The following is a 22,909-nucleotide window of genomic DNA, read 5'->3' on the forward strand; positions in this document are numbered from 1 at the left end:
GTAGCCACCGACGAGGACCAGGGCGTTTCTGACGGATCTCCGCGACATCGCGACGCCCGGCATCGCGTACGCGGTACGCGTCCGGCAAACGCCGATGACGGCAGGTGAGAACGTCCGCTTCGCCCGGCACCCAGCGGGTGCTGACGCGCGTTACCGAGATGAGGAGGTGCGGTGGAGCATCTGCGTTCGTTGCGCGCATTCGTCAAGGTCCTGGAGGGGCTGGGTGACCTGCAGCCCATCGGGCTGGAGGTCGACTGGAACCTGGAGATCGGCGCGGTGATCCGGCGCTCGTACGATCTGCGCGCCCCCGCCCCGCTGTTCACCTCGATCAAGGGCATCGAGCCGGGACATCGCGTGCTGGGGGCGCCCGGTGGCCTCAGCAACCGGCCCGGTCTCACGTTCTGCCGGATCGCCACCGCGCTGGGCCTCCCCCCGTCGGCGTCCGGCCGGCGCATCGTCGAGACGCTGGCCCGCTGCCGGTCCGCCGAGGGCATCCCGCCGCGGATCGTGCCGCGGGAGGCGGCGCCGTGCAAGGAGAACGTCCGCACCGGCCCGGACGCCGACCTGCTGCGGCTGCCCGTCCCGTTCCTGCACCTCGGCGACGGGGGACGGTACCTGCAGACCTGGGGCATGAACGTGGTCCGCACCCCGGACGGGACATGGACCAACGCCTCGGTCAACCGCATGATGCTGGTGGACGGCCGGCGGCTGGCGTGCCTGGTGCCGCCGGTCCAGCACATCGGGATGATCAAGGCACAGTGGGAGCGGCGGGGCGAACCGATGCCCATCGCCGTCGCACTCGGCGTCGAACCCGGCCTTCCCTACGTCGGCGGCATGCCCGCCGGCGTAGGGGTGAACGAACTCGGCCTGCTCGGCGGTTACTTCGGCGAACCGCTGGAGACCGTACGGTGCGAGACCGTACCGCTGGAGGTGCCGGCCACCGCCGAGATCGTCATCGAGGGGCACGTCTCGCACACGGAAACGGCGATCGAGGGCCCGATGTGCGAATACCCCGGCTACCTGACCGGTGACGCCGCGCCACGCCCGGTGCTGAACGTCACCGCCGTCACCCACCGCGACGATCCGATCCTGCCCGTCGTCGCCGCCGGCCCGCCGGTGGAGGAGAACCACACAGCGTGGGGAATCCCCCACGCAGCCGAGTGCCTGCACCTGCTGCGGACGGCGCGGCTGCCGGTCACCATCTGCTGGATGGTCCCCGAGTCAGCCGGGCACTGGCTGGTGGTGGGGGTGGCACCCGACTGGCACCAGAGGCAGGGCACGTCCGCGCGGGAACTGTGCGACGCCATCGCCGACACGGTCTTCGGCAACAAACCCGGAATGGCCATCCCCAAGATCCTCGCCATCGAGGACGACGTCGACCTGACGGACGTGAGCCAGCTCGTCCACGCCTTCGCCAGCCGCGCCCACCCCGGAACCGGCGCCCTCCCCTATCCGGACCGGCTTGCCTCCTATCTGCCGGTCTTCATGGACAGCCGGGAACGCGCCGAGTGCCGCACGACCAAGGTGGTGCACAACTGCCTGCTCGGCGACCGGTACCCGCCGGGTGCGCGCCCCGTCGTCGCCGATTTCCGCCATGGCTGGCCCCCCGACGTCCAAAGCCGGGTGCTCGCCAACTGGCACGCCTACGGCTATGGCTGACCGGTCCGCAACGGGAGGTTGCTGTGACTCCGGATGAACGTACGTACTGGAAACGTACGCATGTGAACGACTCGTGGGACGGGGAACAGACCCGTTCCGTACGGGTGTCGGCTGACGTGGAGTCGGCCTGGGACGCCCTCCACCGCGTTTCGGTGAAGGACGTGCCCATCGCCCGAACCCTGTTCGCCTTGCGCGCTCTGCCCGCGCGGCTGAAGGGCCTGCGGTCCGGAGCCGGCGACCGCATCCCACTGCTGGAACAGCTCGTCGCCGCGGGCTTCACCCCCTTGGTCAGCGAGCGCCCCCACAGTGTGGCGCTCGGAAGGGTCGGGAAGTTCTGGGAAATCGCCCCGGAATACCAGCACTTGCCTACTCGCGAAGAATTCACGCGGTTCGACGCGCCGGGGTTCGCCAAAGCCGTCATCACGTTCGAGCTCTCCCCTCATCCCTCCGGCACCCGGATTTCGACCACGACGATGGTCCGGGGCACCGACGAGGCGGCGCGGCGGAAGTTCCGTGCGTACTGGCGGGTGATGCGCTGGGGCAGCGGGCCGGTCCGCACCGCATTCCTTCGCGCTGTCGCACGCGAGGCGAAATCCCGAGCCGCAGCGGACCCGCCACCCGAAGGGCCCGGACTCCGGACCGGCCCCACGGACCGTCGCGTGCCGGGGGAGGGCGGACCGTGACCGTTCGCGTCGTCGAGCCCATCGGCCGGGGGCCTCTCCTCGCCAGCGCCCACCCCCGTGGCTGCGCCGTTCACGTCGATCGGCTCGCCGCCGAGGCGGGAGCACGCAGGCGGTCCCGCGGCGCGCCCCCGACCGCGCTCGTCATCGGTGCGAGCGGGGGTTACGGTCTGGCTCTCACCCTCACCGGCATCGCCCGCTACGGTATGCGCGGAGTCGCGGTGTGCCGGGAGCGGGCGGCCGGCGCACGCCGCTCCGCCACCGCCGGCTGGTACCGCGTGCACCGCAGCGCCGATTTCGCCTCCCAGCAGGGCAGCGACCTGCTGTTCCGCAACGCCGACTGCTTCCTCGACGCGACGAAGTCCGACGTCCTGGACATCACCGCGGAACGGTTCGGCCGGATCGATCACCTGATCTACAGCGTGGCCGCACCGCGCCGCACCGACCCGGTCACCGGCGTCACGCACGTCTCCGTACTCAAGCCTCTCGGCGCTCCGCACCACAGCCGGACACTCGGTTGCACCGGCGAGGGCGAGCCGTACATCCTGGACACGGTGCTCGAACCCGCCACCGACCAGGAACGTGAGTCGACGGTCGCCGTCATGGGCGGCGCGGACTGGGCCTCCTGGACGCGACTCGCCGCCTCCCGCGGCCTGCTGGCCCCCGGATTCAGCACGGTGGCCCTCTCGCACATCGGCCCCGAACTGACCTCCGCGATCTACCGGCGGGGCACCATCGGCGCGGCGAAACAGCATCTGGAGGACACTGCCCGAGCCCTGGACCGTCACCTGCGCCCCCTTGGCGGCAGCGCGTCCACCGTCGTGCTGGGCTCCACCGTCACCCAGGCGGCGGCCGCCATCCCCGGCCGCTGCCTCTACCTCGCGATGCTGCGCAGGGTCCTGGGCGGCAGGATGCCGTCGACCATCGGTCCCTCCGTACGCCTGTGGGACCACCTGACGGGAGTCGCCCCCCTCTTCCCCGACCCCCGAGGCCGCATCCGTCTCGACATGTGGGAGACAGCCCCGGCCGTCCAGTGCGCCCTGCACGAGGCCTGGCAGCAACTCGGCAGCGCGAAACCGGATGCCTACACCGACACCGCCTGGCTGCGCGACCGCCTCCACGAGCTGTACGGATTCGGTCTGCCGGGAGTCGACTACACCGCCCCGGTGGAGACCGACCTCCCCTGGCCCGCCTCGGCCTGACCGGACGAGTGGTCGTCCCGGACCGCTGATTCCGGCATGCGATGCGCGGACACGTCCCATCGCCGCCGTTCCGGCCGGTGCTCCGAGCATGTCGGCACCGCGCCTGTATGCGCCCCCATGCGCCGATAAGCTCCTTTGCGCCTTGTCAGGTCCGCAATGAGCCATTCATCTCCGCTTGTCGGGGCATTCTCACCGCGTCAGGGGTCCACCCCGGCCCGTGATGCAGCTGTCCCGGCAACACGCCCGCTGAGGAGGCTCCGTGCGCGGCAGTCGGCAAGCCAACCTCGAACTGCGCGCGCTGCTCCAGCAGTCGGCGATGACTCAGGAGGCACTGGCGCGTGCGGTCAACACCATGGGCCACGAGCGAGGGCTCCGGCTCTTCTACGACCGCACCAGTGTCGCGCACTGGCTGCGCGGCTCCCGGCCGCGGCCACCGGTCCCCGAGCTGATCACCGAAGTGCTCGCCCGCCGGCTGGGCCGGCCGATCACGGTCGCCACCACCGGCCTGGCGGCTTCGCCCGAGGTCCGGCGCACCGTGCCCGAGGGCGTGGACGCGGCCGAACGGCTGACCCGGCTGAGCACCTGGGACACCGTGCCGGGCTACGGCGAGGACGTGTACCGCACGCCGTACACCGCTCACCCCTCCCACGGCGGACCGGACCGGGCGGTCGAGGCAACCGCGGCAGACCGCACCTGCCCACCGGACCAACGGCGCGAGGCCGACTCCATCCGGATGATGCTCACCTGCTTCACCACCCTTGACGCCTTCTACGGAGGCGGACACGCGCGCACCTCCCTGGTCCGATACCTGGCCACCGACATCGCCACCCGGCTGAAGGCCGAAGCGGACCCGTCGGCCTGGCAGGAACTGTCCGAGCTCGTCCTCCGGCTCACCGCCCTGTGCGGAACCATGTCCTTCGACGCACAGCTCCACCAGGTGGCCCAGAGCTATTACCGGACGGCCCTCGACCTGGCGAGGCAGTCGGCAACTCCCCTTGACAGGTCCCTGGTCCTGCACCGTATAAGCGTCCACGCGCGGTTCCTCGGGCAGTGGCGGGAGGCCCTGGGTCTGGCCGAGGCCGCCCTGGAGACGGCCCCGTCCAGCCTCTTGAACACCGTCCGCGCCCAGCGGACGGCACATCTCGCGGCCTGCCTGGCAGACCTTTCCGAGCACCGCAGTGCCACGTCCCGGATCCGCCACGCCGAGGAACTGCTGGCCCACGGGCAGGATGACGGGCAGAACACGGAGGAACAGACAGCAGGGCGAGCACACGTGCACTGGCGAAGGGCCGAGGTGCTGAGCGCCCAGGGCGCCGCGTCCGAGGCTGTCGCCGCCATGCGCACGTCCGTCCGGTTGCTGCCCGCAGCACACCGCCGAGCCCGCCTGCTGGCCAGAGCACGGCTCGCGATCCTGCTCATGGACGAGGGGGAAGCGGCACTAGCCACCGAAGTGGTGAACGCATTCCTCGACGAGACCATCGGCGTCCGTTCCGGCCTGGTCGCCCACGCACACGAGGACCTGCACGCTCGATGCGCGTCCCTCCGCCACGATGCCGAGGGCGCGGCGGTACGCCAACGTCTGCTGACGAGCAAGCCCCCCTGGGCCGCGCCGTACCTGGGCCGCCGCTGGAGCTGCCCGAGTTGAACGCCGCCGGCGCGCCACTTCTCGCGTCCGAGACCAGGATCCGGACCCTGCACGGCCCGACGCTCGCAACCTCCGCCTGCCAGACCTTGCGTCGCCTCCCGCACCTCCGCATATCCTGAGGCCGTCACGCTGAGTAACCCATACAGTGGCTGACGCGCCGTGCAGCACCGTCAGCATCAGTACCGACGGGGTCCGCCGGAGACCGCCGGACTCAGCATGCCCTTCCCCTACCTCTGGCCTGCACCATCGCAGGTCAACGACATTTCGTTCCAGCACCGGAGGAGCCCGACATGAAAATGCTCATGAACGTCCCCGAAACCGTCGTCGCCGACGCGCTGCGCGGTATGGCGGTGGCTCATCCGGAGCTGGTCGTGGATGTCGACAACCGGGTGGTGGTGCGGCGGGACGCGCCGGTTGCCGGGAAGGTGGCGTTGGTTTCCGGTGGGGGAAGCGGGCATGAGCCGTTGCACGGGGGGTTCGTGGGGGTGGGGATGCTGGATGCCGCCTGTCCCGGTGAGGTGTTCACCTCGCCCGTGCCCGACCAGATGGTCCGCGCCGCCGCGGCCGTGGACAGTGGTGCGGGCGTGCTGTTCCTGGTGAAGAACTACACCGGTGACGTGCTGAACTTCCAGATGGCCGCCGAGCTGGCGGAGGACGAGGGGGTACAGGTCGCCAGCGTGCTCGTCGACGACGACGTGGCGGTGGCCGACTCGCTGCACACGGCCGGGCGCCGTGGCACCGGTGCCACGCTGTTCGTGGAGAAGATCGCGGGGGCGGCGGCCGAGGAGGGCGCGCCGCTGGACCGGGTGGCGCAGCTGGCGCGCCAGGTCGTGGAGTGCTCGCGCAGCTTCGGTGTGGCGCTCAGTGCGTGTGCCACACCGGCCAAGGGCGGCCCGATGTTCGACCTGCCCGGCGGGGAGCTGGAGTTGGGTGTGGGCATCCACGGCGAGCCGGGGCGTGAGCGGCGGCCGATGATGACCGCGCGCGAGATCGCGGACTACGCGGTGGACGCGGTGCTGGCCGATCTCACCCCACGGCAGCCGGTGCTGGCGTTGGTCAACGGCATGGGCGGTACGCCGCTGCTGGAGCTGTACGGGTTCGCCGCCGAGGTGCACCGGGTGCTCGCCGAGCGAGGTGTGCCGGTCGCTCGTACGCTGGTCGGGAACTACGTCACCGCGCTCGACATGGCCGGCTGCTCGGTGACGCTGTGCCAGGCCGACGAGGAGCTGCTGCGGCTGTGGGACGCGCCGGTGCAGACGCCGGGGCTGCGGTGGGGGCGCTGAAGGTGGTGGGGGCGCTGAGGGCACGCGTGACGGTGGGCGTGGGCGGACGGCGCTCGTTCACGTGGGCCACGTAGGAACGCAGCAGCGTGGACATTGCAGGCGTACGTACGATCAGAGGAGCAGTTCGTGTCCCAAACGGCACTGGATGCCGGATTCTTCCTGCGCTGGATGGCGGCGGCCGCCGCCTCCGTCGACCGGGAAGCGCCCCGCCTCACCGACCTGGATTCCGCCATCGGCGACGCCGACCACGGCAGCAACCTCCAGCGCGGCTTCGCGGCCGTCGTCAAGGCCCTCGACGCCGAGCCGCCGCAGACGCCCGGTGCCGTGCTGGCCACGGCGGGACGCCAGTTGATCTCCACGGTGGGCGGCGCGTCGGGGCCGCTGTACGGGACGCTGCTGCGCCGTACGGGCAAGGCGCTCGGCGAGGCCGGCAGCGTCACCGCCGACGAGCTGCGCGCGGCGCTGCGCACCGGGGTGGACGCCGTCGCCCAGCTGGGCGGCTCCGCGCCCGGTGACGCGACGATGCTCGACGCGCTGGACCCCGCCGTCGAAGCGCTGGCCACGTCCTTCGCGGCCGCCGCCGAGGCGGCCGGGCAGGGCGCGGAGGCCACCGCGCCGCTCCAGGCCCGCAAGGGCAGGGCGAGCTATCTCGGCGAGCGCAGCATCGGCCACCAGGATCCGGGGGCGACCTCGTCGGCCCTGCTGTTCGCGGCGCTGGCCGAGACGGCGGACCAGGAGGCGGCGGAGTGAGCGCGCAGACCTCGTACGTGGGCATCGTGCTGGTGTCGCACAGCGGGCCGGTGGCCGAGTCGGTGGCGCGGCTGGCCGTCGGCCTGGCGGGTGGCAGCGCCGAGGCTCCGGTGGCACCGGCGGGCGGCACCCCGGACGGCGGCCTCGGGACCAGCGCGGAGCTGATCACGCAAGCCGCGCGGCAGGTGGACCGGGGCGCAGGGGTCGCGGTCCTGGTGGACCTCGGGAGCGCCGTACTGACCGTCAAGGCCCTGCTGGCCGAGGGGGACGAGCTGCCCGAAGGCACGCGGCTGGTGGACGCGCCGTTCGTCGAGGGCGCGGTGGCCGCCGTGGTCACCGCCTCGACGGGGGCCGGCCTGGACGCGGTCGCGGCGGCTGCCGGGGAGGCGTACTCGTACCGGAAGGATTGAGGGGAGACGGTGAGGCGGGAGTTTCCGGCCCGCCCCACCGCCGCCTCAGTAGAGCGACGGCAGGAGCAGTGCCGCTACGAGGACGGTGCCCGCCAGCACGAAGGCGACGTAGTCGCCGATGTGCCCGGAGTGCAGGCGGCGTACGGGGGCGGCCCAGCGGGAAGGCCGGTCCGGGACCCGCGGGCGGCGCAGGGCCCACCAGGCGAGGGCGCAGGCCAGGGCGGCGGACAGCAGGCCGAGGGCCACGCCCGGCACGGACCAGTGCGGTCCGGGCGTCGGTACGGGCGCGGCGGGAGGTGTGTGCAGGACTGCGGCCGCGTAGCCGGCCCGGTCGAGGAAGGCGTCCGCGGCCCGGCCGACCGCCGCGTGCAGGCCCGGTACGAGGCCCACGGCCAGCGCGCCCGCCAGCAGCGCGACCGGGACCGCCAGCATGGTGTCCGGGATGCGGCTGAGCGGGCCGGCGGTCTCGGGCTCCTCGTCCCGGCCGCTGGTCTCGTCGTCGCGGGTCTCCGCCCGGTCGGCGGTGTCGGGCCGTACGCCCAGCCCCAGGAAGACCCGGGCGACGGCGCGCAGCACCGCTCCCCCGGTGACCGCCGACACCACCACGAACACGGCCGCCGGCCAGCCTCCGGCCGCTTCCTCGGTGACGGCCTTGCCCAGCCCCGTACCGAAGGGCGGCAGTCCGGCCAGAGCCAGCCCGCCGACCGCGCAGACCACGCCCACCAGCGGCAGTTCCCGGCCGCGGCCGTGGAGTTCGCGTTCGTCGACGCTGCGGAAGCGGTCGAGGAGGATGCCCATGGCGGCGAACAGCGCGGCCTTGACGCCCGCGTGCCCGAGGACGTACAGCGCGGTGCCGCTCATGCCTTCCGGCGTCATGACGGCGAGTCCCATCAGGAACAGGCCGGTGTGCGCGACGGTGGAGAAGGCCAGCAGCCGCTTGAGGTGGCGCTGCTGCCAGCACATGAGCGCGCCGACGGCGGCGGTGAGCGTGCCGAGGGTGAGCAGCATCCGGTGGGCGTCGGCGGTGGGGATGCCGCCGGGGCCCGCGAAGACCGTCCAGTAGACGCGTGCCGTGCCGTAGACGCCCAGTTCGACCATGACGCCGGACAGCAGCATGCACACCGGGGTGGGTGCCACCGCGTGCGCGTCCGGGAGCCAGAAGTGGAAGGGGACCGCCGCGGCCTTGACGAGCAGGCCGGTCAGGACGAGGACGAAGGCGGTCAGGACGAGGATGTCCGGCCCGCCGGGCGGTCCGCCGGAGGAGGCGCCCGCGGTGCCTCCCGCGTCCGCGTGGGCCGCCAGCCGGCTGCCGATCTGGGCGAAGCCGAGTTCGCCGGTCCGTCCGTAGAGCAGGCCGACGCCGAGCAGCGTCGCGTAGCCGCCGAGGGAGTTGACGACGCCGAAGGTGAGTGCGCCCTGGACGGCGCGTTTCTCCTCGACGCGGTAACCGGTGAGCGCGTACGCGACGACGCCCATCAGCTCGAAGAAGACGAACGCGTTGAAGAGGTCGCCGGTGAGCGCGAAGCCGCACATGCCCGCCTGGAAGATCAGGACGAGCGCGGGGAAGGTGCCTGCCTGGCGGTGCGGCGGCTCGTCGAAGTACCGCCAGGAGTACGCGAGGACGGCGAGGACGAGCAGCGAGGTGACGGCGGCCAGGCCGACGCCGGTCCGGTCGCCGACCAGGACGATGCCGACGCCCGCGCCGCCGTGCGGATGCCAGCCGCCCAGCCATTCGACGGCGCGTGCGCCCGGCTCGTCCGCGGGCGTGCCGCGCAGCAGGACGCAGAGGGCGAGGACGGCCGTGCCCGCGGCGAAGACGGTGCCCGCGATCTCGGCGGCCCGGCGCGGCATCCGGCGGCCCGCCGCCACCAGGACCGCGGCGCCGAGCAGCGGGGTGGCCACGATGAGCGGGAGGGTGGCGGCGGGGGTGAGGGGCATGGCCGCGGCGGGCAGGAGAGTGCCGGTCGAGGTCACCCGCGCAGCTCCGAGAGTTCGTCCGGGTCGACGGTGCCGTGCCGTTTGCCCACCTGGACGACGAGGGCCAGCAGCAGCGCGGTGACCGTGGCGCCCACCACCACGTCGGTGAGGGTCAGGGCCTGGACGACGGGGTCGACGACCGGGCGCGTGCCGGGCTCCAGGTCGGAGAAGACGGGCGCGGTACCGCCGTGCCGGTAGCCGACGGCGAGCAGCAGGACGTAGGTGGATGCCTGGCAGACGGCGAGGCAGCCGACGGCGTTGATGAGGTTGCGGCTGGTGGCCAGCCCGTAACAGCCGATCAGGAAGGTCCAGCCTGCGACGAGATACGGCAGCACGCTCATGTCAGCTTCTCCTCGGATTTCTCCTCGGATTTCTCGGACGGGTGCGGAGGGTGGTGGTGAGAGGTCTTTCCGGGGCCGGTGCGCTCGTCCGCGTCCTCGATCTCGACCGCCTGGTCGAGGAAGGAGGCCAGCAGCACCACGACCCCGCCGGCGACCTCCACCCCGACGGCGGCGTTGAGCAGCGGGACCGTGCCGCCGGAGGCGAGCGTGCCGAAGGTGCCGTACGGGAGGAAGTTGGCCAGGTAGGCGGTTCCGGCGACCAGGCCGGCGGCGCCCAGCAGGAGGTAGGCGGCCTCCCCCGCCGCGTCCGCCACCGCGTACAGGCCGACCGGTCTGATCCGCTCCAGCGCGCGGTAGTCCACGGCGATGTAGAGCAGGTGCAGGGCGGTCGCGACGACCACTCCGCCCTGGAAGCCGCCGCCGGGGCTGAGCTGGCCGTGTGCGATGACGTACAGGCCGATGAGCAGGGTGACGGGGAGCGCGACGAGCGCGTAGCGGCGTACGGGCGGGGCGACGCGCGCCGGGCGGGGGCGCACCCGGTGCTCGTCGCGAGTCTGGCGGAGCAGGACGACGGTGCCGAGGGCCGCGCAGAACAGGATCGATTCCTCGCCGAGCGTGTCGAACGCCCGCTGGTCGAAGTTGACCGCCGCGACGGCGTTGGAGGTGTGCCGGGCGAGGGCGGCCTCGACGGCCCGCGCTCCGTACGGGTGCCGGTCGCCGCCGAACTCCGGCAGGTCCAGGCTCGCGGCCAACAGCAGGACGGCCAGGCCCAGCCCGCCGAGGGCCAGCACCCACATCCGGACGCGTCTGCTCACGGCCGCCCCTTTCCGGGCCCGTCCTGGTCCGTACGGTTCCCTGGGTCCGCCTCTCCGTGCGCGCCTTCGCGCTCCTCCTGGCCCTTGCGCCGCACCTTCCGTACGGAGAGCAGCAGCATCAGCGGCGTGAGGGCGGAGCCGACCGCGAGCTGGGAGAGGGCGACGTCCGGTGCCTGGAGGATGGCGAAGAGGAGGGCGAGGCTGAGGCCGAGGAGGGCCAGTACGGTCGACTGCCGGACCGGGTCGCGGACCAGTACGGCGGCGGTCGCGGCCGCCGCGACCAACGCCAGTGCCAGCACGGTCAGGGCGTCATTCATCGGCCGCACCGGACTTTCCCCCGGTCCCGGCGAGCCGCCCGGACAGCACCCGCGAGGACACGATGTTCCCGCCGGTCAGCAGCACCCCGATGACCAGGAGTTTCACCATCGCTCTGCCCGGGCCCGCGGCGACGCACAGCGGCAGCACCACCAGCGGTACGGAGAGGGCGGCGAGCGGCGTCATGGCGCGGTCGAGGGCGCGGTCGATCCGGTCGCGCGCCGGCCGTTCGGCCGGCTCGTCGGCGAGCAGCCGGGCGTAGACGAGCGTTCCGGCGGGGCCGAGGACGGCGAGGACCAGGCCCAGGTCGACGTACGAGGGCCGGGCGTAGCCCTGGGCGAGCAGCAGCATGACCAGGCAGCCGACGAGCGTCGCGAGGTTCTGCGCCATGATCCGCCGCTGTACGGGTCCGCTCGCCGCGCCCCACACCGTGGGGGCGAAGCCGACGAGGAGCAGGAGACCGGCGGCGAGCAGCCAGCCGTTCACCGCGGCCGGCCTTCCCCGGAGCCGATGCGCGCGGGCCCGGTGGGACGGGGCTTGCGGGCGGCACCGGTGACGGCGGCTCCGCGGGCCGCGCGGGCGGCGCACGCGCCGAGCAGGGCGGCCGCCGCGCCGACGAGGCACTCCAGCGGGTCCGGACTGCTGATGAGCACCAGCCACAGCGCGGCCAGCACGGCCCACCAGACGGCCAGTTCGACGACCGCCGCCGTCGCTCCTGACCACCTCCCGGCACCGGACATGCGCTCACCTCCGGCCTCGCCCGTACCCGGCCGTCAGGCTCTCATGCAGCACACCCTCGACGGACAAACCGCGCCGAACGGGCCATCCGGACAGTGCGCCGGCAGCGTGGAACTCCTGGCGGCCGGGCCCGGTTCAGCACGGCCGGACGCGTCAGGAGTGCAGCGCCCCGGCCGGCTCCGCCCCCTCCGCCACCGTCACCTCGGGATCGCCCCCGGCGGCGGCCAGCACCACGTCCAGCAGTCCCGGGAAGCGCGCCTCCAGGTCCTCGCGCCGCAGGTGCATCACCAGGCGGCGGCCCTCCCGCCGCTGGTGGAGCACGCCGCTCTCGCGCAGCACGCGCCAGTGGTGACTGGCGGTGGACTTGGATACTTCGGGCAGCAGCTCGCCGCAGGAGCGCTCGGCTCCATGAGCGGCGAGGCGGTGCACGATGCGCAGCCGGATCGGGTGCGCGAATGCCTCCAGGACGTCCGCAATGCGTAGTTCGGCACGGTCGGGGTGACTCAGTACGGCCATACCCCGAGCGTACGCGGACGGACCGACACGCGGGCCGCGTCCCCACCCCACCCCCTGCTCCGGACCCGCTCCCATCATTGCTACTGTTCTAAAACATACGAACTGACGGGCCGGCAGGTCCGCCCGCACCGGCCCGTCCGTACCACTGACGCGTGAAGGAGCCCTCATGACGGTCTACGAGGACAACTACTCCCTGGGCAAGCGGTTCCACGCCGCGCTCGCCACCGCCGACTGGGACGCGCTCCGCTCCCTGCTGCACGAGGACGCGGTCTGGGAGCTGCCCGGCGACAACACGATCTCCGGTGCGGCGCACGGCGCGGACGCCGTCGTCGAACGTGCCCGCAAGATCGCCGGGTACGGCCTGAACTTCGCCCTGCTGCACATCCTCGTCAGTCCCCGCAACATGGCGCTGTCCCTGCACAACACCGCGCAGCGCGGCGACCTGGTGCTGGACGAGCATCTGTCCACGGTGTGCACCGTGCGCGACGGCAAGGTCGCGGCCATCGAGACCTACCTGTCCGACGTGGACGGCATGAACGCCTTCTTCGTCTGAGGGAGCACCAGCGCCGACGGGTGATGCAGCGAGATCTCGACGGGCACCAGCCGGGTGGCCGTCGCCAGGGGCTCACCCGTCCCGGTGTTGCGGGCGAAGCGCGGGTGGGCGCCGCCGCTGACCTGGAGGCGGATGCGGTGCCCGGCGGCGAAGGAGTGGGCGGTGGGGCTCAGCGCCACCGTCACCTCCGCCGGGCCGGAGACGGCGTCCGGGCCGGCCCCGGGCGCCCCGGGCGCCGCCGCGGCGGGGTCCAGCCGCCGGATTCCGTCGCAGACGTTGACCGACCGCCCCCGCTCGTCGACGTCGCAGAGCCGGGCGAAGACGTCGGCGTACCCGGTGTCCGTGGCGACCCGCAGTTCCACGGTGACCGTACCGAGGACGTCGACCGGCCCGGTGAGCGGCGGGGTGGTGAAGGTCAGTACGTCGTCGCGGGCCTCCAGGGCGGCGTTGTCCCGGGGCCCGGCCGTCCGGCTGAGCAGCGGCCCGCCGACCGAGGGCGTCGGATCGGCCGGGTCGTAGCGGAAGGACAGCGGTGGCGCGGCCTCGGGCGCCCGGGGGCTCAGCGCGCCGTCGCCGTCGAGGTGCCAGCGGTGACCGGCCGCCGCCGGAGGCCAGTCGGGCAGGTCGCGCCACTCCTGGCGGCCCCCGACGTGTACGCGCACCCTCGTCCCGCGCAGGCCGGACGGGTCGTCGCACAGGTGCGCCCGCAGCCAGGCGAGGGTTTCGGCGAAGACCTCCGGCCAGCCCTGCTGCATCGCGGAGTTGTGCGTCCAGGGGCCGATGAGCAGGGCGGTGTCGCAGCCGGCGCCGCGCAGCCGCTCGTACTGCTGGAGCGTCTGGTCGAGGCACACGTCGTGCCAGCCGGTGATCAGGCTGGTCGGCACGCCCGCCCGCGCGCCGGCGGCTCCGGCGTCCGCGCCCTGCCAGTGGGCGTCGCCCGGGTCGGGGCGGGCCATCGCCTCGTCCAGGAACGGCACCCGGCCGCCGAGGCCGGGCACGTACGCCTCGCCGAGCGGCAGTGTCGTGGTGATCTTCCGCAGGTGGCGTTGCAGACGCAGTGCGGCGCGCGCGAAAGCCAGGGCGCCCCGGTCGAAATACATCCGGCCGACGGCGGAGACCACGGCGCTCTCCAGGGCGAACGGGCCCTGGTGCCCGAAGGGGTGGAAGAAGCCGTGCGGGTCGTGCATGCCGACCTGGACCACCATCGCGCGCAGTTCCGGCGGCGGGTCGGTGGCGAGGGCCCATTGCGCGTATCCGAGGGCGCTGGGCCCCATCGTGCCGAGGACGCCGGTGAACCAGGGCTGCCGGCGCAGCCACGCGACGGCCGCCCGGCCGTCCGCGGCCTCGTGCTGCCACAGGGTGTACTCGCCGCCGGACCCGCCGGTGCCGCGGCTGCTCTGCAGGACGACGTGGAAGCCCTGTTCGGCGAAGAGGATGCCGAACATCGACGCCCATGGGGTGCCGCGGCCGTACGGCGAGCGGACCAGCAGGGTGGGGAAGTCGCCGTCGGCGTTCGGGAAGTAGTGGTCGGTCAGCAGCGGGCTGCCGTCGGCGGCGGGCACCACGAGCCCGGGTTCGTACGCGACGTCGTGGTGTTTGGCGGGCATGTCGCGCAGGGTGCGCCGCACCGCCCGGGCGAGCAGGGGTGGCTTCTTCGCGAGGGAGTGGTACGTCGCCGTCGTCACGATGCCTCGATTCCTGGTGCGGACCGCTCTATTTCCCGTACGACGTACGAGAATAGCAGATGGTTGGATGGCGGCGGACAGCAGAGAGAGGTTGCCGTGACCCGAACAGACACACCCGGCCGTACCGCCGGAGTGGATCCGGAGGCGCTCTGGACACCGGCCGAACGCCCCCGGCGCGGGCGCCCCCCGGCGCACACCCGGGCCGGGATCACCGCCGCGGCCGTCGCCCTCGCCGACGCCGAAGGGCTCGGCGCCGTCACGATGCGCGCGGTAGCGGCCCGGATCGGAGCCGGCACGATGTCGCTCTACAGCTACGTCCCCAACAAGGAGACGCTGCTGGAGCTGATGATCGACGAGGTGAGCGGCGGCCACCGGCTGCCACCCGCACCGTCCGGCGACTGGCGCGCCGACCTGCGGCACCTCTTCCGTGAGCAGCGCGCCCTCATGCGGCACCATCCGTGGCTGCCCGCGGCGCTGCCCGCGCGGCAGACGTTCGGCCCGAACACCCTCGCCGCCCTGGAGTACGCGCTCGCCGTCCTCGCGCCCGCGGGGCTGGGCGCCCAGGCGGGGCTGGAGGTCTTCAGCCTGCTCTCCGGCTTCGTGGCGAGCCACGTCACCCACGAACTCGCCCAGGAGGCGACGGCCGACGCCACCGGCCGCGCCTTCCACGACGCGCAGGCCCGCTACCTGCGCTCCCCCGCCGTCACGGGCCCGTACCCGAAGGTCGCCGAGGCCCTGACGGCGCCGGGCGGCGCCCCCTCCCCCGACGCGACCTTCGACCGGCTCCTCAACCGCATGATCGACGGGCTGACGGCCGCCGCGTGACCCGCGCCCGGCGGCCGGACGATCACCGCGACGCACGCGACGCCCAGGAACGCCACCGCCGCGCCGCCGCTTTCCCGCCATGGTCCCTTCCGCGCCGGACAGGCCGCGCCGGCAGGTGACAGACGTGATCGGGACAGCGTTACGATGCCCCGGCGGCGCGGTCCCCCATGGCTGCCGCAGCCCGCCGAAGCCCTCCGCGGAAAGGCATCCGACCCATGACGGCACACTCCACCGACCGCCCGCACGCAGCGCCCCGGGGACCCTGGCTCGGCCCGGGCGTCGTGGTGCTGACGGGCATTCAGGCGGCAGGGAAGTCCACCGTCGCGCAGGCGCTCGCCGAGCGGCTGACGCGGTCGGTGCACCTGCGCGGTGACACGTTCCGGCGCATGGTCGTCCGGGGGCGGGCGGAGATGACGCCGGACGCCGGCGAGACCGCCCTCGCCCAGCTGCGGCTGCGGCACCGGCTGACCGCCGCCTGCGCCGACCAGTACGCCCAGGCCGGGTTCACCGTGATCGCCCAGGACATCCTGCTCGGCGAGCACCTGACCGAGATGGCCGAGCACATCAGGACCCGCCCGCTGGCGGTGGTCGCGCTGGTCCCGGACCCGTCTGCGGTCGAGGAGCGGGAGGCGGCCCGGCCCAAGACGGCGTACGGGCCCGACTGGAGCGTGCGCGACCTCGACGCGGCGCTGCGCGAGCACACCCCGCCGATCGGGCTGTGGCTGGACACCACGCACCAGACCGTCGAGCAGACCGTGGACGAGATCCTCGCCCGCGCCTGGACCGAGGGCGCGATCGCCTGAGGGCCCGTGTCAGTACCCCTTCGGCGGCCGGGTCGGGTCGGCCTGCTGCACCCGCTCCGCGAAGTTCGCGCCGGACTCGTCGACGCCGTACCGGTCGCGGACGTACCCGATGGTCGCGGTCATGCAGGCCACCACGTCGTACGGCGTCCGGGCGGTGCCGCACAGGTGGTACGCGGCGAAGGTCGGCGGTATGCACTGGGTGGCGCCGCGTGAGCAGTTGCGCGGGTGCCCGTCGGACATGACCGGGCCCCAGGCGTTGCCGTCGGTGGTGTTCACCCGCCAGCGCGGGTGGTTGTACGAGGACTCCCGCCGCGCGATCGTCACCAGTGCCGGCACGCCGTACTCGGGGTCCATACCGGTCAGTTCGCAGGCCAGCCGTGCGTAGTCGGCCATGGCTTCCGCGCCCGACGCGTCATCGGGGTCGTGGTACTCCACCTCGGTGAGGTCCACCGGCCGCACTCCCCTCAGGCACCGCGTCCGCACCGGGAACACCGCGTCCCGTGCCGCTGCCGGGCCTGCCGTCATGGTGCCCGCGCGGGGGGCGCGCGAACCGGCCGCGGGGTGCGGGCAGCCGCCGTTCCCGTGGCCGTACGGCGCTGTTCGTGTGGCGTACGGAGCCACCGGGGTCGCCGGTACGGGTGACCGTCGGGACCTCGTTCGGCTGGGATGCCGGCGAGGCTCCGCCAACCGGGTGAAGCGTGCGAACGACGGCTCCCGAAGGTCACTATGGTGCCCGCCATGACCACATCCCAGGCCACTACCGGCAACCCTCCGTACAGCCAGCTGGGCACGCTCATGATGATCGGCTGGAGCGGCGCGCACCCCGAGGACGGTCACGACGTACCCTTCCTGCTCACCTACTCCCTCGGCGACGGCAAGGACGGCCCGGAGACCGGGACGGAGGTCATGGGCACCATGCTCAGCCAGGCCGGGCTGCTGGTCGGCGGCGAGCTCCAGGACGCCTCCCGCACCCCCTCCCTGCCACTGACGCTGATCGTCGAGGCCGGCCGGGCGGTGCTGACCATGCCGATCTTCAGCGCGCAGTGCCCGGTGCCGCCGGAGTGGCTGGCGGCGGCGGACCACCGGGGGCAGGTGTACGGCATGTTCGCCACCCGGCCGTGGCCGGAGGCGAAGCCGGGCGGCCCGGTCAGCGAGGACATGCTGCGGGCCTTCGCGGGCGACGAGGGCGTGATCAAGAGTTCCGCGCACTGCCTCATTCCCGTGCGCACGCTACAGGGCCGCTAGTCCTGGGGCGCGCTCCCGGCCCGGGGCGCTCTCGCCGCCGCGTATGAGCACGGGAAACCCCGGATGCGGATCGGGCCGGGGGCGGTGACCCTGGAGAGGTGGGGGCGTCAGTGGCGAGGAGGACGACTCATGTCCATGATGGACAAGCTCAAGCAGATGCTGAAGGGCCACGAGGACCAGGCCGGCAAGGGCATCGACAAGGCCGGCGACATGGTCGACGACAAGACCCAGGGCAAGTACAGCGGTCAGGTCGACACGGCCCAGGACAAGCTCAGAGGCCAGTTCGGCAAGGATCAGGGCCAGGACCAGCCGCCGCAGTCCTGATCGGGTGCCGTCCCGGGCCGGGCGCCGCCTGTCAGGGCGCCCGGCCCGGGACGCGCGTGTCGCACCCCGGAATTCGTCAAGAGATTTCACAAGGCTTCACTCGTTCAAGCGACACAACCTTGCCTGATCGATTCTCCTCGTACACGTACCGCTACCGTTTTTCCGCACCCCGGCCCCCGGTGCCATCAGCCAGAAGCCGCGCTGCGGCCTGCACATCCGGTGGGGGGCGCCATGACCGAACGCACCGCCGACACGGCACTGCTCACGTACACGGTCGGAGACCAGCTCGTGCTCGCGCTCAAGGGAGAACTCGACCTCGCCCTGGCGCTGACCCTGCAACCCGTCCTCGGTGAGGCGCTGCCGCCCCGGCCCGGCACGGTCGTCGTGAACCTGAGCCAGCTCACCTTCATGGACTGCAGCGGCCTGGCCCTGCTGTGCCGGCTCCGCGAGCGGGTGACCGACCGCGGGGGCCGGCTGGTGCTGCTCAGGCCGCAGCCCGTGGTCCGCCGGCTGCTGCGCCTCGCACCGCTCGGCGAGCGTTTCGTCGTGATCGACCGGCTGCTGCCCGCCCGGTCCCTCAACTGAGCGCCGGGCGGGCAGCCGCTTCAGAGGAAGCTGACGCCCTGCGCGAGCGGCAGGTCGTCCGAGTAGTTGACGGTGGTGGTGGCCCGGCGCATGTACGCGCGCCAGGCGTCCGAGCCGGACTCCCGGCCACCGCCGGTCTCCTTCTCCCCGCCGAACGCGCCGCCGATCTCCGCACCCGACGTACCGATGTTGACGTTGGCGATGCCGCAGTCGGAGCCGTCGGCGGCCAGGAAGCGCTCGGCCTCCCGCTGGTCCCGGGTGAAAATGCTGGACGACAGGCCCTGGGGCACACCGTTGTGCAGGGCGACGGCCTCCTCGAAGGTGCGGTAGGTCAGGACGTACAGGATGGGCGCGAAGGTCTCCGTACGGACGACGGCGGTCTGCGCCGGCATCCGTACGACCGCCGGGCCGACGTACGCGGCGTCCGGTACCTGGTCGGTGAAGTGCCGCTCGCCGCCGGTGAGCACGGTGCCGCCGTCGTCCTGGGCGGCGTCCAGCGCCTTGGCCATGGCCGCGTGGGCAGCGGGGCTGATCAGCGGCCCGACGAGGGTGGCGTCGTCGAAGGGGTTGCCGACCGCAAGCTGTCCGTACGCGTGCACGATCTTCTCGGTCAGGCGGTCCGCGACGTCCTCGTGCACGATCAGCCGGCGCAGCGTCGTACAGCGCTGGCCCGCGGTGCCCGCGGCGGAGAAGACGATGCCGCGCACCGCGAGGTCGAGATCGGCGGACGGGGTGACCACGGCGGCGTTGTTGCCGCCGAGTTCGAGCAGGCAGCGGCCGAACCGGGCGGCCACGCGCGGCGCCACCTCGCGCCCCATCCGCACCGAGCCGGTCGCGCTGAGCAGCGCGATACGCGGGTCGTCGACGAGCAGTGAGCCGGTCTCCCGGTCACCGAGGAGCAGCCGGTGCAGCGCGGCCGGCGCACCCGTGTCGGCGATCGCCCGGGCCAGCAGGGCGTCGCAGGCCAGGGCGGTCAGCGGGGTCAGCTCGGAGGGCTTCCACACGACCGGGTCGCCGCAGACCAGGGCGACGGCGGTGTTCCAGGACCAGACGGCGACGGGGAAGTTGAAGGCGGAGAGCACGCCGGTCACGCCGAGCGGGTGCCAGGTCTCGGCGAGGCGGTGGCCCGGGCGTTCGCAGGCCATCGTGCGCCCGTAGAGCTGCCGGGACAGCCCCACGGCGAAGTCGCAGACGTCGGTCATCTCCCGAACCTCGCCGAGCGCTTCGGAACGGATCTTGCCGGCCTCGACGGTCACCAGGTCGGCGAGCGCGTCCTGGTACTCGGTGAGCAGCTCGCCGAAGCGTTTGACCAGCGCGCCCCGGCGCGGAGCGGGGACGGTGCGCCACTCGCGGAACGCCGCTTCGGCTGCCGCCACGGCCTCGTCGGTCTGCTGCGCGGTGGCGGCGGGCAGCCGGTACAGGACGCCGCCGGTCAGCGGTGTACGGGCGGTGATCCCGGTGCCCTCCGGGACGGTGGCGACGCCGCAGCGGCGCAGCCGGTCGGCGGCCAGGTCACGGAGTTCGGCGGTGCTGGGGAGCTGGGTGCGGGTGCTCACGGCGGGTGGCTCCTTCGGCGCGGTGGGAGGGGGCGGGTGCAGGCACGGCACGGCTGTTGCGCAGCCGTCAGGAAGGGCACAGGTTGCGGCGGGCGTCGTCCGCGCCCAGTGCGTCCAGCGCCTGCCGCAGCGAGGCGTCCTGCTGTGCGGCGTAGATCCGGAAGGGGTCGAGCACGGGCCTGCCGACGGCTTCGGCGAGCCGGTGCTCGTCGTAGTGGGTGCCGGTGCGTGCGGTGTCCCGGGTGCCCTGACCGGTCAGGTTGGAGGTGAAGATCCCGGCGGCCGAGCGGGGCAGGAAGTCCTCGTAGACGATCGGGCGGGCGATCAGCCAGCCGTGTTCCAGCAGTCCGGCCAGGTCGGCGGGCGGGCGCCGGCCGTCGCGCGGGTGAGCGGCTGCCGGAGCGTACGTGAAGTAGCCCAGCCCCTCGGCGGCGAGGCACTGTTCCGAACGCGGGAAACCGGCCTCCCAGAGAGGGCGGGCCACGTCCTGACGGGTGGCTCCGCCGTCGGCTCCCGCGTCGGCGAGCCGCCGGTCCGCCTCCGCGACGAGCGCGTCGTAGCGGGCGCGGCCCGCACGGCTCAGGGCGATACCGCGCGCCTCGACCTCGCCGAACCGCACCCGCAGCGCGCCGGTGGTCACGCTGCCGTCCGGTTCGCGGAAGGTGCGGGGTTCGTCCAGGGCGCGGAAGGAGGTCTGGCGCAGCAGGACGTCGGGGCCGTCCCAGCGGGGCGGTCCCTGGATCTCGTCGATCATGGTGATGCCGCGGTCCGCCATCCGCCGGTAGAGCGTGTCGATGTCCAGGACGCGGGGGGTGAGGTGGTTGATGTGGGTGCTGGTGACGCCGCCGATGTCGGCGGCGACGGCGGAGATCCGGGCGAGTTCGCGGTACCAGGCGCGGTCCACCGGCTCGGGGGACAGTTCGAAGGCGGCGACCGCCAGCGTGAGGAAGCGTTCCGCCTGCTCCGGTGCGAGGCCGTGCTCGCGTTCGGCGCGTTCGGCGAGCGTGAGCAGTTCGGGCGGGAAGAGGGTGCGGCGGTCCAGGAAGGTCTCCAGCCGGGCCTGGAGGCCGGCGTCGAAGAACCGGCGGTCGGCGACGGTGAGCATCGAGGTGAAGACGCGGAAGGGGTTGCGGTCCAGTTCCTCGGGCTCGACCGGGCGGAAGGCGGTGGAGACCACCGGCACCGCGCTCGTGGTGGCGTCCCGAAGGTCGTAGAAGCCCACCGGGTGCATTCCCAGCGCGGCGAACACCTGGGCGGCCTGGCGCAGTTCGCGGGGCGTGCCGACGCGGATGGCGCCGTGCCGCTCGGCGGCGACCCTGCCGGCCACCCGGCGGGCGTCCGGGTCGCGGCGCGTGACCTCGTCGTTCACCTCGCCCGTCACCTCCAGGAGGGTGGTGTACGCGGGCACTTCGGCGCCGTACATGCCGGACAGCCGACGGGCGAAGGCGGCGCGCAGCCGCCAGGTGGGGATCATGCGGTCCTCCGAAGCATGGCCGGGCGTCAGATGATGTGTGCTTCCGGGCGGGCACCGTCGTGCCGCACGCTGCCCTCCTCCCCCGCACCGGCGGACGGGTCGTCGAACCGCGTGGCGGCCAGCGGTCCGGCGTCGAGGAACGGCTCACGGCCCAGGTAGAGGTCGCGGACCAGCTCCCCCACGGCGGGTGCCTGGAGGAAGCCGTGGCCGGAGAACCCGGTGGCGTACAGGAAGCGGGACACGTCCGGGGCCTCGCCGATGAGGGCGTTGTTGTCGGGGGTGGTCTCGTAGAGGCCGGCCCAGCCGTGGCTGACCGGCATCGCTGCCAGGGCGGGCGCCCGGCGGCCGGCGGCCGCGCGGAAGGGCGCCAGCCACTCCCGGCTGAACTCCCGGCCGAAGCCCGGCTGCTGGCACGGGTCCGACATGCCGAGCAGCAGCCCGCCCGCGCCGTCGTTGTGGAAGTAGGCCGTGGAGGCGAAGTCGAGGGTGAAGGGGATGCGGGGCGGCGGGGCGTCCAGCGGTCCGGTGAAGGCGATCTGGCGGCGCAGCGGGGTCACGGGCAGCCGTACGCCGGCCATCGCGCCGACCTCGGCGGACCAGGCGCCCGCGCAGCAGATGACGGTGGTGGTGCGTACGGTGCCGCGGGGTGTCCGTACCGCGTCGAGGGCGCCGTCGCGGGTGTCGATCGCGGTGACCGGGCAGTGCGTGCGCAGGGCCGCGCCGTGCCGGGCGGCCGCGCGGAGGTAGCCGGTCACCGCTTCCCGTGGGAGCGCATAGCCGTCGGTCGGGCAGTGCGCGGCGGCGGCGATGCTGTCCGGATCGAGGTACGGGCACAGCTCGGCGGCCTCGGCCGGGCCGATGATCCGGCTGGGCACCCCGAGCGCGTTCTGTGCCGCCACCCCCTCTTCGAACAGGGCCCGTTCGGTGGCGTCACCGAGCAGGAAGAGGTAGCCCACGCTCTCGAAGCCGATGTCGGCGCCGGGACGCTCGCCGAACGCCCGCCACGCCTCCAGGCTGCGCCGGCCGATGCGGATGTTGAGCGGGTCGGAGAACTGGGCGCGTACGCCGCCGATGGGTTTGCCCGAGGAGCCGGAGGCGGGCGTGTCGCGCTCCAGCAGCAGTACGTCGCGCACTCCGGCCTCCGCCAGGTGGAACGCGATGCTCGCCCCGAGGATGCCACCGCCGATGATCACGACGTCGGCGTGTTCGGGGAGAGGGGCGGAGGCGATGCCGCTTTCCGTGGCCCCGCTGCCTTCCGTGGCCTCGCTGCCTTCCGTGCTGCTGTCCGTGCCCTCGCTGCTGTCCGTGTCCGTGCTGTCCATGGCCGTACGTCGCTCCATGCGGACGCCTTTCCGTCGGCTCGCTCGGTGCGGTGCGGGTTGCCGCCGCGCGGCGGCGGACGTGCTGCCGGGTTCCGGTACGTGTGGTGCCGCTGGTTCTGATGGTGACGGCCATGGTCCGCCACGTCCATGACGCGTCCGCCCGGCCGTGTCTTTCCGGTCGCCGCGCCCGCACTCCTCCCGGCCAC

At 73.2% G+C, this 22,909-nt stretch carries 25 protein-coding genes; 13 read left to right on the top strand and 12 right to left on the bottom strand.

Annotated features, from left to right (window positions below; genetic code table 11):
* Nucleotides 1-171: 171 nt before the first annotated feature.
* The 7 genes from ACZ4Z1_RS00590 to ACZ4Z1_RS00620 all read left to right on the top strand — a co-directional run bounded on the left by ACZ4Z1_RS00590 (nt 172) and on the right by ACZ4Z1_RS00620 (nt 7,629).
* On the top strand, nt 172-1,659 hold the full coding sequence (locus ACZ4Z1_RS00590; protein ID WP_468484384.1) for a UbiD family decarboxylase: 1,488 nt from the start codon (nt 172-174) through the stop codon (nt 1,657-1,659).
* A 62-nt stretch (nt 1,660-1,721) separates the two neighbouring features.
* Nucleotides 1,722-2,342, top strand: coding sequence for a hypothetical protein (locus ACZ4Z1_RS00595; RefSeq protein WP_468484385.1), 621 nt, complete (start codon nt 1,722-1,724; stop codon nt 2,340-2,342).
* Nucleotides 2,339-3,541 (top strand): enoyl-[acyl-carrier-protein] reductase FabV, encoded by a 1,203-nt coding sequence (locus tag ACZ4Z1_RS00600; protein ID WP_468484386.1) that lies wholly within the window; start codon nt 2,339-2,341, stop codon nt 3,539-3,541. Before ACZ4Z1_RS00595 ends, ACZ4Z1_RS00600 begins: the two co-directional genes overlap by 4 nt.
* Nucleotides 3,542-3,800: 259 nt before the next feature.
* Nucleotides 3,801-5,186 carry a hypothetical protein gene (locus ACZ4Z1_RS00605; protein WP_468484387.1) on the top strand — a complete coding sequence of 462 codons (1,386 nt, stop codon included), beginning with the start codon at nt 3,801-3,803 and terminating at the stop codon, nt 5,184-5,186.
* Between the two features lie 290 nt (nt 5,187-5,476).
* A complete protein-coding gene (gene dhaK, locus ACZ4Z1_RS00610; RefSeq protein WP_468484388.1) occupies nt 5,477-6,469 on the top strand; it encodes a dihydroxyacetone kinase subunit DhaK in 993 nt (330 codons plus the stop codon).
* A gap of 168 nt (nt 6,470-6,637) precedes the next feature.
* A complete protein-coding gene (dhaL, locus tag ACZ4Z1_RS00615) occupies nt 6,638-7,219 on the top strand; it encodes a dihydroxyacetone kinase subunit DhaL (protein WP_468484834.1) in 582 nt (193 codons plus the stop codon).
* Nucleotides 7,216-7,629: a PTS-dependent dihydroxyacetone kinase phosphotransferase subunit DhaM gene (locus ACZ4Z1_RS00620; RefSeq protein WP_468484389.1), complete on the top strand. Its 414-nt coding sequence runs from the start codon at nt 7,216-7,218 to the stop codon at nt 7,627-7,629. The genes dhaL and ACZ4Z1_RS00620 overlap by 4 nt, the downstream gene beginning before the upstream one ends.
* Nucleotides 7,630-7,674: 45 nt before the next feature.
* Here the strand turns inward: ACZ4Z1_RS00620 and ACZ4Z1_RS00625 are convergent, their stop codons facing one another.
* The 7 genes from ACZ4Z1_RS00625 to ACZ4Z1_RS00655 all read right to left on the bottom strand — a co-directional run bounded on the left by ACZ4Z1_RS00625 (nt 7,675) and on the right by ACZ4Z1_RS00655 (nt 12,331).
* Nucleotides 7,675-9,567, bottom strand: a complete 1,893-nt coding sequence (locus ACZ4Z1_RS00625) for a complex I subunit 5 family protein (RefSeq protein ID WP_468484835.1) — start codon at nt 9,565-9,567, stop codon at nt 7,675-7,677.
* Between the two features lie 32 nt (nt 9,568-9,599).
* Nucleotides 9,600-9,947, bottom strand: a complete 348-nt coding sequence (locus ACZ4Z1_RS00630; protein ID WP_468484390.1) for a sodium:proton antiporter — start codon at nt 9,945-9,947, stop codon at nt 9,600-9,602.
* On the bottom strand, nt 9,944-10,762 hold the full coding sequence (locus ACZ4Z1_RS00635) for an MnhB domain-containing protein (RefSeq protein ID WP_468484391.1): 819 nt from the start codon (nt 10,760-10,762) through the stop codon (nt 9,944-9,946). The genes ACZ4Z1_RS00630 and ACZ4Z1_RS00635 overlap by 4 nt, the downstream gene beginning before the upstream one ends.
* Complete coding sequence (locus ACZ4Z1_RS00640; protein ID WP_468484392.1) at nt 10,759-11,079, bottom strand: Na(+)/H(+) antiporter subunit B; 321 nt, start codon at nt 11,077-11,079, stop codon at nt 10,759-10,761. Before ACZ4Z1_RS00640 ends, ACZ4Z1_RS00635 begins: the two co-directional genes overlap by 4 nt.
* On the bottom strand, nt 11,072-11,563 hold the full coding sequence (locus ACZ4Z1_RS00645; protein WP_468484393.1) for an MrpF/PhaF family protein: 492 nt from the start codon (nt 11,561-11,563) through the stop codon (nt 11,072-11,074). Before ACZ4Z1_RS00645 ends, ACZ4Z1_RS00640 begins: the two co-directional genes overlap by 8 nt.
* A complete protein-coding gene (locus ACZ4Z1_RS00650) occupies nt 11,560-11,817 on the bottom strand; it encodes a hypothetical protein (RefSeq protein ID WP_468484394.1) in 258 nt (85 codons plus the stop codon). The genes ACZ4Z1_RS00645 and ACZ4Z1_RS00650 overlap by 4 nt, the downstream gene beginning before the upstream one ends.
* Nucleotides 11,818-11,968: 151 nt before the next feature.
* Complete coding sequence (locus ACZ4Z1_RS00655; RefSeq protein WP_468484395.1) at nt 11,969-12,331, bottom strand: ArsR/SmtB family transcription factor; 363 nt, start codon at nt 12,329-12,331, stop codon at nt 11,969-11,971.
* A gap of 166 nt (nt 12,332-12,497) precedes the next feature.
* On the opposite strand from ACZ4Z1_RS00655, the gene ACZ4Z1_RS00660 reads away from it, so the two are divergent.
* Nucleotides 12,498-12,884 (top strand): nuclear transport factor 2 family protein, encoded by a 387-nt coding sequence (locus ACZ4Z1_RS00660; protein WP_468484396.1) that lies wholly within the window; start codon nt 12,498-12,500, stop codon nt 12,882-12,884.
* Here the strand turns inward: ACZ4Z1_RS00660 and ACZ4Z1_RS00665 are convergent.
* Nucleotides 12,842-14,569, bottom strand: coding sequence for a CocE/NonD family hydrolase (locus ACZ4Z1_RS00665; RefSeq protein WP_468484397.1), 1,728 nt, complete (start codon nt 14,567-14,569; stop codon nt 12,842-12,844). The genes ACZ4Z1_RS00660 and ACZ4Z1_RS00665 overlap by 43 nt on opposite strands.
* A gap of 132 nt (nt 14,570-14,701) precedes the next feature.
* On the opposite strand from ACZ4Z1_RS00665, the gene ACZ4Z1_RS00670 reads away from it, so the two are divergent.
* Nucleotides 14,702-15,394, top strand: coding sequence for a TetR/AcrR family transcriptional regulator C-terminal domain-containing protein (locus ACZ4Z1_RS00670; RefSeq protein WP_468484836.1), 693 nt, complete (start codon nt 14,702-14,704; stop codon nt 15,392-15,394).
* 215 nt (nt 15,395-15,609) lie between these two features.
* Entirely contained in the window at nt 15,610-16,197 is a 588-nt protein-coding gene (locus ACZ4Z1_RS00675) for an AAA family ATPase (protein WP_468484398.1), read from the top strand.
* Nucleotides 16,198-16,206: 9 nt separating this feature from the next.
* On the opposite strand, the gene ACZ4Z1_RS00680 is transcribed toward ACZ4Z1_RS00675, so the two are convergent.
* Nucleotides 16,207-16,647, bottom strand: a complete 441-nt coding sequence (locus ACZ4Z1_RS00680) for a hypothetical protein (RefSeq protein ID WP_468484399.1) — start codon at nt 16,645-16,647, stop codon at nt 16,207-16,209.
* A 288-nt stretch (nt 16,648-16,935) separates the two neighbouring features.
* Here ACZ4Z1_RS00680 and ACZ4Z1_RS00685 point away from each other — a divergent pair, with 288 nt between their 5' ends.
* The 3 genes from ACZ4Z1_RS00685 to ACZ4Z1_RS00695 all read left to right on the top strand — a co-directional run bounded on the left by ACZ4Z1_RS00685 (nt 16,936) and on the right by ACZ4Z1_RS00695 (nt 18,351).
* Complete coding sequence (locus ACZ4Z1_RS00685; RefSeq protein WP_468484400.1) at nt 16,936-17,442, top strand: DUF5949 family protein; 507 nt, start codon at nt 16,936-16,938, stop codon at nt 17,440-17,442.
* Nucleotides 17,443-17,571: 129 nt separating this feature from the next.
* A complete protein-coding gene (locus ACZ4Z1_RS00690) occupies nt 17,572-17,766 on the top strand; it encodes an antitoxin (RefSeq protein WP_468484401.1) in 195 nt (64 codons plus the stop codon).
* A 231-nt stretch (nt 17,767-17,997) separates the two neighbouring features.
* Nucleotides 17,998-18,351, top strand: coding sequence for an STAS domain-containing protein (locus ACZ4Z1_RS00695; RefSeq protein WP_468484402.1), 354 nt, complete (start codon nt 17,998-18,000; stop codon nt 18,349-18,351).
* A 20-nt stretch (nt 18,352-18,371) separates the two neighbouring features.
* Here the strand turns inward: ACZ4Z1_RS00695 and amaB are convergent, their stop codons facing one another.
* From amaB to ACZ4Z1_RS00710, 3 genes are all read right to left on the bottom strand, one after another.
* The gene (gene amaB / locus ACZ4Z1_RS00700; RefSeq protein WP_468484403.1) at nt 18,372-19,907 is read right to left on the bottom strand and encodes an L-piperidine-6-carboxylate dehydrogenase; all 1,536 of its coding nucleotides are present in this window, start codon (nt 19,905-19,907) and stop codon (nt 18,372-18,374) included.
* A gap of 67 nt (nt 19,908-19,974) precedes the next feature.
* Complete coding sequence (gene hglS / locus ACZ4Z1_RS00705; protein ID WP_468484404.1) at nt 19,975-21,381, bottom strand: 2-oxoadipate dioxygenase/decarboxylase; 1,407 nt, start codon at nt 21,379-21,381, stop codon at nt 19,975-19,977.
* Nucleotides 21,382-21,407: 26 nt separating this feature from the next.
* Nucleotides 21,408-22,721, bottom strand: a complete 1,314-nt coding sequence (locus ACZ4Z1_RS00710) for an NAD(P)/FAD-dependent oxidoreductase (RefSeq protein WP_468484405.1) — start codon at nt 22,719-22,721, stop codon at nt 21,408-21,410.
* Between the last annotated feature and the right edge of the window lie 188 nt (nt 22,722-22,909).

The organism is Streptomyces sp. NPDC030165, assembly GCF_055573595.1.